Source organism: Pseudorhodoplanes sp. (genome assembly GCF_050250235.1).
Taxonomy (GTDB): Bacteria; Pseudomonadota; Alphaproteobacteria; order Rhizobiales; family Xanthobacteraceae; genus Pseudorhodoplanes.
Genome location: NZ_JBFWPA010000015.1, coordinates 58,104 through 70,279 on the forward strand (window position 1 = coordinate 58,104; position 12,176 = coordinate 70,279).

Here is a 12,176-nt window from a genome sequence, read left to right on the forward strand (position 1 = left end):
TTTCCAGCATTATCGCCGCGGCAATGTCATGATTCGAAGGCCTGATGCTGACCCTCTTCCATCACCCTTTCTGCCCCCATTCCCGGTTCGCGCGTCTGGCGCTCGCCGAGTTCGAACTGGACGTCGATCTGGCCGAGGAACGCGTCTGGGAGCGGCGGGAGGAATTCCTGATCCTCAATCCCGCCGGCCAGACCCCGGTGCTGATCGCCGAGGGATTTCCTCCCGTCCCCGGACCCAATGTGATCGCGGAATTCCTTACGGAGATGCATACATCGCTTGCGGACGGTGTGGCGGACCGCAATCTCATCGGCACCGACCCGCAACAACGCGTCGAGGTGCGCCGTCTCATGGCCTGGTTCTCGGAGAAATTCGCGGACGAGGTCTCGACGCCGCTCGCCAACGAGCGACTGCACAAGCGCTTCATGACACCCGATCAGGGCGGTGGGCCGCCCGACACCGACGTGATGCGCGCGGCACGCCGCAATGTTCGCTACCACCTCGCCTATATCGACTGGCTGACCGGCCAGCGGGACTGGCTCGCCGGCAAGAATCTCACCTTCGCCGATCTGGCGGCGGCGGCACATCTTTCGGTCGTGGATTATCTCGGGGACGTACCCTGGGCTGAGACCGAGCACGCAAAAAGCTGGTACGCTCGAATGAAATCGCGGCCGTCTTTTCGCGCCATACTGTCCGAGGTTTCAGGCGCATTGCCGCCGGCGCCACACTACGCCGATCCGGATTTCTGAGGCCAACCCGCCCCCGTTCAGCTGTGCTCGCGCGCGTTGACCGCGCGTGCCTTGGGCCCTGGTCCGCGCATATAGTGGCGCTCCGGCCGGTATTTCTCATCCGCCTTCACACGCTTCATGAGCGCCTGAAGAGCCGCTGCGATCTTGTAGATCATCGTCTTCGTCATATCGCTGGCGCGGACCGGGGCCCGCATGGTTTACATCTGGTTCGCCCTGTTGGACGCTGTTGACGACGATAGCGTTCAAAGGCGAATGCTGCGTTAAATACCGCGCCCATGACCGCATGATGGCGCAACTCACATGGCGTGCCGCGCGGCCGCCTCGTTTTGTTCGCGATCCCGCCCGCTTGGTTTCATTCCGATGCCCGACAAACGTCCTCCGAATTTCATTTTGATCATTACCGATCAGCATCGGGCCGATTATCTCGGCTGTTACGGGCATCCGATCCTGCGCACGCCGCACATCGACTCCATTGCGGCGCGCGGGACACAGTTCCGGAAATTCTACGTCGCCAGTCCGGTCTGCATGCCGAACCGCGCCTCGCTGATGACCGGCCGGATGCCGGCGGTGCATGGGGTACGCTCCAACGGCATTCCGCTGTCGCAGGACTCCGTGACCTTCGTCGATCTCTTGCGTGACGCCGGATACGATACCGCCCTGATCGGCAAGAGCCATCTGCAGAATTTCACCAAGACGCCGGCGATGAGCTACCCGGCCCCGCCGCGCGAGGGCTATCGCCAGCCCTCACCGGGGCTGCGGCAGGCGATGCGAATCGACCTGACCGGCGAGACCTACCGTCAGGAATTGCCGGCCTATTGGGCGCAGCCGGGCGCCCATATCGCGACCCCGTTCTACGGCTATGGCCATGTGGAAGTCGTGACCGGCCACGGCGATAACGTGGATGGCGATTACCGGGCATGGCTGCGCGACAAGGATCCGGCCGCGCTCGGCCTGCTCGGGCCGGAAAACAGCGCGCCGCACGATTACATCGTGCCGCAGGCCTATCGCACCCGCATTCCGGAAGAACTGTATTCGACCAACTATCTCGCCGAACGGGCCGAGGCGTTCCTGAGCGCACGCAACGCCAATGCCGATCCGTTCTTTCTGACGCTATCCTTCCCCGACCCGCACCATCCGTTCAATCCGCCGGGCAAATACTGGGACATGTACAAGCCGGAGCAGTTTCCGGTCCCGGAAGCGTTCCGCCGCAACGACTGGACACCACCGCCGCATGTCCAGGAGGCAATCGAGGAACGCGCCAGCGGCAAGGCCAATCTTCATGGCATGCGCAGCATCGCAACGACCGCGCGCGAGGCGCAGGAAGCGCAGGCACTGACCTGCGGCATGATCGCCTGTATCGATGACGGCATCGGCCGCGTGCTGCGTGCGCTCGATGCGTCGGGACAGCGCGATAACACGGTTCTGATCTTCACCACCGATCACGGCGACCATCTCGGCGACCACCGGCTGCTGCTGAAAGGCTGCGAGCAATATCAGAGCATCCTGCACGTGCCGTTCATCTGGTCGGACCCGCAGGCGCCGACGGCGGCTGCGACCGATGCCATCGGCTCGACCATCGACATCCCGGCGACGATTCTCGATCGCGCACGGATCCAGCCTTATGTCGGCATGCAGGGCAAGAGCCTGCTGCCCGCCATGGGCGCGGATGGCAAGGCCGTGCGCGACTGCGCTTTCGTGCAATACGAACACCAGATGGCGGACAAGGACGTCGACCACATGCCGCGCTGGCACACCATCGTCGATCAGCGCTACCGGATGACGGTGATGTCCGACGCCGGGCTCGGTGAATTATACGATCTTGCAGCCGATCCCGGCGAGTTCGACAATCTGTGGGACAGTCCCGAACACGCCGCGCTCAAGGCGCGGCTGATGGAGCGGCTTCTTCAACTCGAGATCGAGCACACCGACACGGTGCCCTATCCGACCGGGCGGGCGTAAAGGTCTCGCGTCCCGGACGCGGCGCGGCATGAAATGACGCGCCGCTGAGCCGGGACCCACAATCAATTGAATCGAAGATGGTCCCGGTTCTGCAGCGCACCGCACAGCGCGTTGAAGGCGCGCGTAACCGCGCTCATGCCGCTGCGCTGCGCCCGGGACAGGAGCAGGTTACTCAATTCGCCTTGAAGCCGGTCTCGTCGACGATTTTCCGCCAGCGTTCGATCTGGGTCTTGATATCGGCCGTGAGCTTGTCCGGCCCGGTGATGCCCGTGGCTTCCATGCCCTGGTTCTCGAATTTCTTCTGCACCTCCGGGTCGCTGTGGGCCTTTTCCGCCGCAGCGATATAGGCCTTCACGATCGGCTCGGGCGTCCCCTTCCTGGTGAGCAGGCCGAACCACACCATCGCGGTGAAGTCATCATAACCGAGTTCGGCAAAGGTCGGGACATCGGGGAGGAAGCGGGTGCGCTTTGCGCTGGTGACCGCGATCGGAATGATCTTGCCGGCCTTGATATGCGGCATGGCATTGCCGAGCTGCATGAACCCCATCAGCGCATGGCCCGCCACCATATCCTGGGTCTGCGGGCCGGATCCCTTGTAGACGATATGCGCAAGGTCGAGCCCGAAGCGCTTGTTGAGCTGATGGCCGAGAAACGCCGACGGCGTGCCCGGGCTGAACGATGCATAGCCGAGCTTTCCCGGATTGGCCTTGACCCAGGCGACCAGCTCGTTGAGATTTTTTGCCGGCACACTCGGATGCACCGCGAGGACCAGCGGCGCCTCGACGCCCTTCACGATCGGGATGAAATCGTCGATGCCCCAGCGCAGATTCTTGTAGGCGCTCGGATTGATCTCGGTCATCGCCTGGGTGCCGACCCACATCCATGTGCCGTCGGCCGGCTGATCGACCACATATTGCGCGGCAATGGTGCCGTTCGCGCCCGGCTTGTTTTCCACGATGATGGTGCGGCCAAGCGTCTTGCTCATGTGTTCGCCGACGATGCGCGCCTAGGGATCGAGAATGCCGCCGGCGACCGAGCCCACCATGATCTTGATAACCGGCGGCGGTTCCTGCGCAGGCGCCTGACCCGGCATGGCAATGACGGCGATCGCGGCTGCGGCAACAGCGCAGCCAAGGTGGCGCATGATCAGCATGGAAACGTCCTCCCGGAGCCTGACGGCTTCTCGTTGATGCGCGTCGCCGCGCAGTGTCAGTGTCCTGGGGAGTTTCCGAAAGTCAGCACCGAAAGGCAAGCGAGCGGGCAATCCGCTGCACGCGCGATCGAGCGCAGTGGATCAGGCCTGCGCGACCTCGCCATCGATGGTCTTGTGATCGGGGCAGGCGGCGGCCTGCCAGACCGGTCCCAGATCGACCACTTCGACTTCAAGGCATTCGACTTCGAGCCGCAGGGCGCCACCGCCGGAGAAGGACAGCGTGACCACACCGCCGGGCGCGTCGGTCTCGGCAAATTCAACAGCGAGCAGATTGAGAACCTGTTCCTTGGCGGAACAGTCGAGGCTCTTGCATTTGCAGGACGATACGCGGTCGAAGCGCAGCGCGGCACGCCTGCGCCGGAAGGCGGGAGCCTCGCCAACGGCCGCCTCCCAGTCGAAACGATTGAGCGCAATCACGACGCGATTTTCGTTGGGGCGCCAGAGCACCTCGCCGATCTTCACCACGGCATCCTGCAGATGCGCGGAAACGACTTCCAGATCCTCGCCGTCGAGCGCGATGAGCTTCAGCATGTCCATGACACGGCCTTTTGGGTCGGTCGCTTACGTTTCAGAATTTCGCCCTGCCGGCTAGTTAGGCAACCGCACATGGGGCCGCAAGGGGGCGCTCGTGGTCCGTAGGCGGGAAAACGCGCGGCGAGCCATGCGGTTACGCGCTGATCCGCTCGACCAGCGCCCCGCATGCGCCGAGCTTCTCCTCCAGCCGCTCGAAGCCGCGGTCGAGGTGATAGACCCGGTTCACGATGGTTTCGCCTTCGGCGGCAAGCGCCGCAATCACCAGCGACACCGAGGCGCGCAGGTCGGTCGCCATGACCGGCGCTCCGCGCAAGCGCTCCACCCCTTCGATCGTCGCCTCCTGGCCGTCGAGGGAGATTCGCGCGCCGAGCCGCGCCAGTTCCTGCACATGCATGAACCGGTTCTCGAAGATCGTCTCGGTGATGCGCGAGGTGCCTCTGGCCTTGGTCATCAGGGCCATCAGCTGCGCCTGCAGATCGGTCGGGAAGCCCGGAAACGGTTCGGTCGTGACCTCGACGGGACCCAGTCCCGAGCCGTTTCGTACCACCCGCACTCCGGTATTGGTCTCGGTGACCTCCGCACCCACCTGCCCGAGCAGGTCGAGCGCCGTCTGCAGCAATTCCGGGCGCGCGCCTTCGAGAGTCACGTCGCCGCCGGTCATCGCCACCGCCATCGCATAGGTACCGGTCTCGATGCGGTCGGGCAGCACGCCATGACGCGCCGGGCCGAGCCGGGAGACCCCCTCGATCTCGATCCGCGGCGTACCGGCGCCGGAAATCTTCGCGCCCATTTTCACGAGGCAATCGGCGACGTCCTTGACCTCCGGCTCCTGTGCCGCGTTTTCGATCACGGTCGTGCCATTCGCGAGCGACGCCGCCATGACCGCAACATGGGTGCCGCCGACCGTCACTTTCGGGAACACGATTTCGCCGCCGCGCAGTCCGCCGGTCGGCGCGCGGGCAACGGCGTACCCCGCCTCGATCTCGACCTTCGCTCCGAGCTGTTCCATCGCCATCAGCAACAGGTCGACCGGCCGCGTGCCGATCGCGCAGCCACCGGGAAGCGACACCTTTGCCTCGCCCATGCGGGCCAGCAGCGGCGCGATCACCCAGAAACTCGCCCGCATTTTCGAGACCAGCTCATAGGGAGCGGTGGTGTCGACAATGTTCGCCGCGGAAATCTTCACGGTCTGGCCGGCGTGATCGCTGTCCCCGGCACGCTTGCCGGACAGCATGACGTCGACGCCGTGAAAGTTGAGGATGCGCTGCAACTGCACCACGTCCGCGAGATGCGGGACGTTTTCCAGGATCAGCATGTCCTCGGTCAGGAGGCTCGCAATCATCAGCGGCAGGGCGGCATTCTTGGCGCCGGAAATCGGGATGGTGCCAACGAGCGGCTTTCCGCCGATGATACGAATACGATCCATCAAGTCCCCCAACCGCTACCCGGGCGCCAGCATGGCCCCCGAACCCTAGCGCAAAACGCGTTCCCAAGGGGCGGAAACTCGCTCCGGTCAGCCGTTCCGGTCCGAAACCGTCTCGGCCGGCTTCCCGTCGCCAACGGCACGCTCGCGCGCTTGCGCCTTCCGGCGTTTCAGGTTGTCCCGCAATGCCTTTGCAAGGCGTTCCTTGCGCGGGTCGTTTTTCGGCGCCCCGGTGTTCTCGTTCATGAAGTCGAAAAAGCCGAAATCGGAGCTTCAGGCAAGGGCGGCGAGTGCCCCGCCCAGCGCCACGGCCTGATCGGAAGAAGGAGATACCGATGCGCAATATCCTGCGACTAGCCGCCGCCGGCCTGCTGATGGCGTCGGTCGCTACCGCCGCCCTGGCCCAATCCAGAGGTTCGACGAAAAAGCGGCCGCCCGCGGCGCCGGCGGCAGCCGCATCGCCCTCCAATCCCTACGGGCTTGCGAATTGCAGCGAACGCCCGTTTGCGCGCGACTGCGACCGGCGCGGAACCTGGTGAAATCACGCCACCCCGTTGTGAACGCAAGATCGCAACAGACGTCACAAATTCGGGAAGGCAGCCCTAACCGTCCGTGCCCATCTGTCGCTCATCCCAGTTCGACAGGAGAGGCTCATGCGGACCGTCTTGAGATTGACCATTGCCGGCCTGCTGATCGTGTCGGCCCTGACCGCGGCCACGGCACAGGTCAGCCAGCGCGGCGGCGCGCCCCGCTACCCCGGAGCCGCCAACATCGTATCCGACCCTTACGGCGAGCGCTCGCGCGACCCCAATGCCGTCGCTCCCTGCAGTCAGCGCCCGTTCGCGCTGGGCTGCGACAAGCGGGGCTTTTGGTGACGGGCATACCGGCAGCGGCGGGCCGGACGGCGAACCGCTTGCCGCGCCACGCCGCGCCGGTTATGAACGCCGCCGGGCCGGCCGGAACAGACCATTTGCCACGGTCGGGCTGTGCCTGACGCGCAAGGCGCCGGATCGCCGGGGTCTCTGTCAGCAACGCTGCCGTAGCTCAGTGGTAGAGCACTCCCTTGGTAAGGGAGAGGTCGACAGTTCAATCCTGTCCGGCAGCACCATCATGGCAGCCCGCCTTTCCCGCGGTTGAGCGACACCTCGCGCCCACGCAAGCCGGTCAGATTAACCCTTGGTTAACCATGCTGGCCCAGTCTGCGGTATCTCCGCACGGCAGGAGTCCGAACCATGAGCGAGGCCGTCCTGCGCCGGATCGCACCGGCACACGATTCTTCCGGAGGCGCGCTGTCCGATATTGGCGACCGCAGCGGCCATCTCGGCGTCGAGATCGCCGACATGGCCGGTCTTGTCGGCGATCTGACGGAGCTTGGCCAGCAGCAGGTCCTGCGGGCGCGAGCGGCGGTCGCGGCAGCGCGCGAACTGAACGCCACCAACGCGGATCTGTCAGCCGCCATGGAGAGTGCGCGCTATTCCGCCGATACGACCCGTGCAACCCTGAGCGAGAGTGCGGCCAACGTCTCCGCAACGATTGCCGGCACCATCGAAAAGATCGAGATGCTGGGCGCGGGCGCAATCTCTCTGAAGGACTCGATCCAGTCCGTCTCCGAGACCATCCATCGGGTGGAGCAGGCAAGCGCGGCGATCCAGTCGATCGCGCAGGAGACGCAACTGCTCGCGCTCAACGCCAGCGTGGAAGCGGCGCGCGCGGGCGCCGCCGGGCGTGGATTCGCCATCATCGCCGATACCGTCAAGCGTCTCGCCGACCAGATCAGGCCGCTCTCGATCGACAACCAGCGCAACCTGAAGGAATTGATGCGCACGCTGACCGCCTTGCTCGGCGAGGCCGATTCCAACGCGGCTACCGCGCAGGCCGCGATCACGGAGTCGGGCAAGGCGCGCGAAACCAGCGCGGTGCTGCAGCACCTTGTCGAGACCGCCAACCGCCTTGCCTGCGATATCGACGTGATGGCGCAATCGGTCGACACCAACAGCGCCTGCTATCTGGCAATGCGCAATGAGTTGAAGGGTCTGGTCGCTTCGGTGAAGGACGGCGATGCCAAGCTGTCACAGGCCAAGGCGCGGGTGGAATCGATCCTTGGCATCAGCGAAGACTTCATCCTCTTCATCGCCGAGAGCGGGATCGAGACACCGGACACCCCGATCATCGAACTGTGCCGCGCCACGGCCCAGCGGATCGGACGGATGTTCGAGCAGGCCCTGTCGCGCAGCGAGATCAGCATGGCCGACCTGTTCGACGAGGATTACCGCGCCGTCGCGGGCAGCAATCCGCAGCAGCACATGACGCGCTTCGTCGGTCTGACCGACCGGCTGCTCCCCGAGGTGCAGGAACCCATTCTGAAATTCGACCCGCGTATCGCCTTCTGCGCGGCGGTGGACCGCAACGGCTATCTGCCGACCCACAACCTGATCTATTCGAAGCCGCAGGGCGACGACCCGGTCTGGAACTCGGCCAATTGCCGCAACCGCCGCATCTTCGGTGATCGCACCGGCCTGTCCGCCGGCCGTTCGACGCGCTCGTTCCTGCTCCAGACCTATCGCCGCGACATGGGCGGCGGGAATTTCGTTCTGATGAAGGACGTGTCCGCGCCGATCGCCGTCAAGGGACGGCACTGGGGCGGGTTTCGCATCGGATTTCGCGTGTAGCAGCCCATCCGGAAACGCCGCGACGCTCCGGTACGCTCAGATGCAGGTGGAGCGGAGCCGCGGACGCGGCCCCGGCTGGCCTCACAGACCGCGCTTTTTCTTCTTTTTCGAAGCGGCCTTGCGGGCGGCATAGCGCGCATCGCGCGCCGCCTTCTGCTCGGCCAGCAGCGCCATCATGATGTCGGCCTCTTCCTTGGCCTTGCGGGCAGCCTCTTCTTCGGCGAGGCGTCGCGCTTCGGCTTCCGCGGCCGCGCGGGCGGCAGCCTCGGCGGCCAGCCTTTCCTCTTCGAGCCTGCGGGCCTCCTCGCGCTCCGCCTGACGGATCCGGCGGGCCTCCTCGATCGCAGCACGCTCTAGGCGGCGCTGCTCGAGAACCGGATCTTCCGCCTTTGCGAGGAATTTCTCCAACATCGCCTTCCGTGCTTCGGAGGCATTTTTTTGACGGTCCTTGAGGTCCGTGTCTCGAAAGCTAGCCATTCCAACTCCAGTTCGATCCAGCGCCGGGCATATATGCTATTCGGGCCCCAGGCTTCAACCTCGGACTGGTCAAAAACCGCGGGAAACAACATCTTCTTTCGCCACGAAACTGCTTTCGCTACATGACGAAGGCGTGACCGATCGAGAACAAGTCCATGCATCCGGTCTCCGTCCGGCCTGAAATCATTGCACGCGTCCTGGCGCGCCGCGGCCGCATCAACTGGTTCGACCGGCTCGATCCGGCGCGGACGGCCCTCCTTGTGATCGACATGCAGACCGCCTTTTGCGCGCCCGGCGCGCCGGCCGAAGTGCCTCTCGCGCGCAGTATTGTCCCAGCAATCAACGGGCTCGCCCGCGCATTGCGCAAGATCGGCTGCCCGGTCGTCTGGGTTGTGCACGCCAATACCAGCCGCGCCGGCAGCAGCGATTGGGAGCTGTTCTTCAATCACGTGGTCGGCGACGCGGTGCGCGAAAGCACCATGGCCGCGCTTGCGCCGGGCCAGCAGAGGGTCTGGGATGACCTTGAAGTGTCGCCCGAAGACCACACCGTGATCAAAAACCGCTACAGCGCCCTGATCGCGGGCTCATCCCAGCTCGAACGGCTGCTGCGCAGCCTCGGCATCGACACCGTGCTGATCGCCGGCACGAAAACCAATGTGTGCTGCGAATCGACGGCCCGCGACGCCATGATGCTCGACTTTAAGACCGTGTTGCTGTCCGATTGCTGCGCGGCCCTGTCCGACGACGAGCATCGCGCGGCCCTGGAGAATATTTTCCAGCAGTTCGGCGATGTCCTCACGGCGGACGAGGCCGTGCGCAAGCTTGCCGCCGCCGGGAACACATGACCGACCTGTCTCAGCTGATCGATGTGGTTCGCCAGCATGGCGAAGTGGCATACGCCTTCATCTTCGCCTATGCGGCGTCGCATGCGATGCTGATGGCGCTGTTTGCAGGCTATGCCGCCCAGCTTGGCGTGCTCGACCTCAAGCTGACGATCATCCATTGTTTCGCCGGCAGCTTCGTCGGCGACGTGGTCCGGTTCTGGATTGCGCGCCGTTATGGCGATGGCCTGCTGGCGCGCTGGCCGCGCGTCTCCGCGCATGCCGTGACGGTGAAACGGCTGGTCGACCGGCACGCGCTCTGGCTGCCGCTGATCCACCGGTTTCCCTATGGCATCCGCGGGTTCGGCGCCTTCGCATACGGCCTGTCGAAAATGTCGTGGGGAATGTTCCTGATCCTGAACCTGATCGGCTCGGCAATCTGGGCGGTCTCGATGGTGTTGGCTGGATATGCCTTCGGCAAGGTGTCCGACAAGGTGCTCGGCGACACTGTTTCCGGGCTCAGCCTGGCGTCTCTGGTGGTGTTCCTTGCGATCTCGTGGATGCTGAGCCGAAAGCTCGAACAGGCCATCGAGGCCGATGCGAGGCGCAACCCCTGACGGCTCGGCCCAAACGCCCCCGGCGGAACGCAGAGCCACCCCAGCAACGAGCGGCCAGAGTGTCTGCGCCTCCGAGGGGGTTCGGCTCAGCTCAAGCCGCCGAACAGCCAGATCACCAGAATGATCGGCAGCGGAATGCCGATCAGCCACAGAAGAAGTCCACGTCCCATCGTCCGGCTCCTTATCTTCGATCGGGTGGTGAACGCGAAATCCGGTGACTGGTTCCGCCGTCGGGAATGGCCGGAAAGCCACGGTTTCCGGGCTTTCGTCGGACGAATTGACTGAAATCAAGGCTGCCCTGCAACGAAATGAGCAATGCCATGCCTCGACAAACACCGTTGAACGCTTCTAAAACGAGTACCAAGGAAGTCTGATCGAACGGGCATCGCCGCCGCGACGACCAAGTCTGAGTGCTCCCCTTTCGGGATTCTCTATCGCCATGAATTACAAAGCCTTTTTCGACAACGCCCTGAACCGCCTGCATGACGAGCGGCGCTACCGGGTGTTCGCGGATCTGGAGCGGATCGCGGGCCGGTTCCCGCAGACCGTCTGGCATTCGCCGGAAGGGCCGCGCGAGATCATCGTCTGGTGCTCGAACGACTATCTCGGCATGGGCCAGCACCCGAAGGTCATCGGAGCCATGGTCGAGACCGCGACCCGCATGGGCACCGGCGCCGGCGGCACCCGAAACATTTCCGGCACCAATCATCCGCTGGTCGAGCTTGAGCAGGAGCTCGCCGACCTGCACGGCAAGGAAGCCGCGCTGATCTTCACCTCGGGTTATGTCTCGAACCAGACCGGCATCTCGACGCTAGCGAAGCTCATTCCGAACGTGCTGATCCTGTCGGATGCCTACAACCACAATTCGATGATCGAGGGCATTCGTCATTCCGGCTGCGAGAAGAAGATTTTCCGTCACAACGATCTCGCGCATCTGGAACAATTGCTGATCGAAGCCGGACCGGACCGGCCGAAGCTGATTCTGTTCGAAAGCATCTATTCGATGGACGCCGACATCGCGCCGATCGGTGCGTTCTGCGATCTCGCCGAGAAATACGGCGCCATGACCGATAGCGACGAGGTGCATGCGGTCGGCATGTATGGAAGGCGCGGTGCCGGAGTCGCCGAGCGCGTCGGCGTGATGGACCGGCTCGACGTGATCGAGGGCACGCTCGGCAAGGCATTCGGCTGTTTCGGCGGCTATATCGCCGGCAGCCACGCCATGTGCGATGCCGTGCGGTCCTATGCGCCGGGCTTCATTTTCACCACCGCATTGCCGCCCGCAGTCTGCGCCGCCGCCGCCGCCTCGATCCGGCACCTGAAGGGCTCGCAATGGGAGCGCGACCGGCACCAGGAACGCGTCGCCCGCGTGAAAGGCGTGTTGACCGCCTCCGGCCTGCCCGTGATGCCGAGCGACACGCATATTGTCCCGATCGCTGTTGGCGATCCGGAGAAATGCAAGGCGGCAAGCGACATGCTGCTCGCCGATCACGGCATCTACATCCAGCCCATCAATTATCCGACCGTGCCGAAGGGCACCGAGCGCCTGCGCGTGACACCCTCGCCCTATCACGATGACAAGATGATCGACGCGCTCGCGGACGCACTCGTCGATGTGTGGGAACGGCTCGGGATGAAGCTGAACCGCGCGCTGGCGGCAGAATAGCCTGTCCGTTCCTTCCGTGAGGAAGATCACGGGACGGGAGCGCATTTTTCA

Annotated in this window: 15 protein-coding genes and 1 tRNA gene; 9 read left to right on the plus strand and 7 right to left on the minus strand. The window is 64.3% G+C overall.

Annotated elements, in window-relative coordinates:
- The first annotated feature begins 44 nt into the window (after window positions 1-44).
- Window positions 45-746: a glutathione S-transferase family protein gene (locus tag AB7F49_RS09595; protein WP_428521670.1), complete on the plus strand. Its 702-nt coding sequence runs from the start codon at window positions 45-47 to the stop codon at window positions 744-746.
- A 17-nt stretch (window positions 747-763) separates the two neighbouring features.
- On the opposite strand, the gene AB7F49_RS09600 is transcribed toward AB7F49_RS09595, so the two are convergent.
- Complete coding sequence (locus tag AB7F49_RS09600; protein WP_428521671.1) at window positions 764-940, minus strand: hypothetical protein; 177 nt, start codon at window positions 938-940, stop codon at window positions 764-766.
- 166 nt (window positions 941-1,106) lie between these two features.
- Between AB7F49_RS09600 and AB7F49_RS09605 the strand changes: the two genes are divergently transcribed.
- On the plus strand, window positions 1,107-2,705 hold the full coding sequence (locus AB7F49_RS09605) for a sulfatase family protein (RefSeq protein ID WP_428521673.1): 1,599 nt from the start codon (window positions 1,107-1,109) through the stop codon (window positions 2,703-2,705).
- 172 nt (window positions 2,706-2,877) lie between these two features.
- Here AB7F49_RS09605 and AB7F49_RS09610 read toward each other — a convergent pair whose 3' ends face one another.
- The 5 genes from AB7F49_RS09610 to AB7F49_RS09630 all read right to left on the minus strand — a co-directional run bounded on the left by AB7F49_RS09610 (window position 2,878) and on the right by AB7F49_RS09630 (window position 6,121).
- Window positions 2,878-3,705 carry a Bug family tripartite tricarboxylate transporter substrate binding protein gene (locus tag AB7F49_RS09610; protein ID WP_428521738.1) on the minus strand — a complete coding sequence of 276 codons (828 nt, stop codon included), beginning with the start codon at window positions 3,703-3,705 and terminating at the stop codon, window positions 2,878-2,880.
- A 6-nt stretch (window positions 3,706-3,711) separates the two neighbouring features.
- Window positions 3,712-3,858, minus strand: a complete 147-nt coding sequence (locus AB7F49_RS09615; RefSeq protein WP_428521674.1) for a hypothetical protein — start codon at window positions 3,856-3,858, stop codon at window positions 3,712-3,714.
- A gap of 141 nt (window positions 3,859-3,999) precedes the next feature.
- Window positions 4,000-4,449 carry a DUF2948 family protein gene (locus tag AB7F49_RS09620; protein ID WP_428521676.1) on the minus strand — a complete coding sequence of 150 codons (450 nt, stop codon included), beginning with the start codon at window positions 4,447-4,449 and terminating at the stop codon, window positions 4,000-4,002.
- 136 nt (window positions 4,450-4,585) lie between these two features.
- Window positions 4,586-5,878 carry a UDP-N-acetylglucosamine 1-carboxyvinyltransferase gene (murA, locus tag AB7F49_RS09625; protein WP_428521678.1) on the minus strand — a complete coding sequence of 431 codons (1,293 nt, stop codon included), beginning with the start codon at window positions 5,876-5,878 and terminating at the stop codon, window positions 4,586-4,588.
- Between the two features lie 87 nt (window positions 5,879-5,965).
- Window positions 5,966-6,121, minus strand: coding sequence for a hypothetical protein (locus AB7F49_RS09630; RefSeq protein WP_428521679.1), 156 nt, complete (start codon window positions 6,119-6,121; stop codon window positions 5,966-5,968).
- An 89-nt stretch (window positions 6,122-6,210) separates the two neighbouring features.
- Here AB7F49_RS09630 and AB7F49_RS09635 point away from each other — a divergent pair, with 89 nt between their 5' ends.
- From AB7F49_RS09635 to AB7F49_RS09650, 4 genes are all read left to right on the plus strand, one after another.
- Window positions 6,211-6,414 carry a hypothetical protein gene (locus AB7F49_RS09635; RefSeq protein ID WP_428521681.1) on the plus strand — a complete coding sequence of 68 codons (204 nt, stop codon included), beginning with the start codon at window positions 6,211-6,213 and terminating at the stop codon, window positions 6,412-6,414.
- Window positions 6,415-6,528: 114 nt separating this feature from the next.
- A complete protein-coding gene (locus AB7F49_RS09640) occupies window positions 6,529-6,750 on the plus strand; it encodes a hypothetical protein (protein ID WP_428521683.1) in 222 nt (73 codons plus the stop codon).
- A 158-nt stretch (window positions 6,751-6,908) separates the two neighbouring features.
- Window positions 6,909-6,983 (plus strand) — tRNA-Thr (locus AB7F49_RS09645).
- A 124-nt stretch (window positions 6,984-7,107) separates the two neighbouring features.
- The gene (locus tag AB7F49_RS09650; protein ID WP_428521685.1) at window positions 7,108-8,544 is read left to right on the plus strand and encodes a methyl-accepting chemotaxis protein; all 1,437 of its coding nucleotides are present in this window, start codon (window positions 7,108-7,110) and stop codon (window positions 8,542-8,544) included.
- 81 nt (window positions 8,545-8,625) lie between these two features.
- Here AB7F49_RS09650 and AB7F49_RS09655 read toward each other — a convergent pair whose 3' ends face one another.
- Window positions 8,626-9,021 (minus strand): DUF6481 family protein, encoded by a 396-nt coding sequence (locus AB7F49_RS09655; RefSeq protein WP_428521686.1) that lies wholly within the window; start codon window positions 9,019-9,021, stop codon window positions 8,626-8,628.
- 260 nt (window positions 9,022-9,281) lie between these two features.
- Between AB7F49_RS09655 and AB7F49_RS09660 the strand changes: the two genes are divergently transcribed.
- The 3 genes from AB7F49_RS09660 to hemA all read left to right on the plus strand — a co-directional run bounded on the left by AB7F49_RS09660 (window position 9,282) and on the right by hemA (window position 12,125).
- Window positions 9,282-9,866 carry an isochorismatase family protein gene (locus tag AB7F49_RS09660; protein WP_428521688.1) on the plus strand — a complete coding sequence of 195 codons (585 nt, stop codon included), beginning with the start codon at window positions 9,282-9,284 and terminating at the stop codon, window positions 9,864-9,866.
- Window positions 9,863-10,459, plus strand: coding sequence for a DedA family protein (locus AB7F49_RS09665; RefSeq protein WP_428521690.1), 597 nt, complete (start codon window positions 9,863-9,865; stop codon window positions 10,457-10,459). The genes AB7F49_RS09660 and AB7F49_RS09665 overlap by 4 nt, the downstream gene beginning before the upstream one ends.
- Window positions 10,460-10,898: 439 nt before the next feature.
- On the plus strand, window positions 10,899-12,125 hold the full coding sequence (gene hemA, locus AB7F49_RS09670; RefSeq protein WP_428521692.1) for a 5-aminolevulinate synthase: 1,227 nt from the start codon (window positions 10,899-10,901) through the stop codon (window positions 12,123-12,125).
- The last annotated feature ends 51 nt before the right edge of the window (window positions 12,126-12,176 follow it).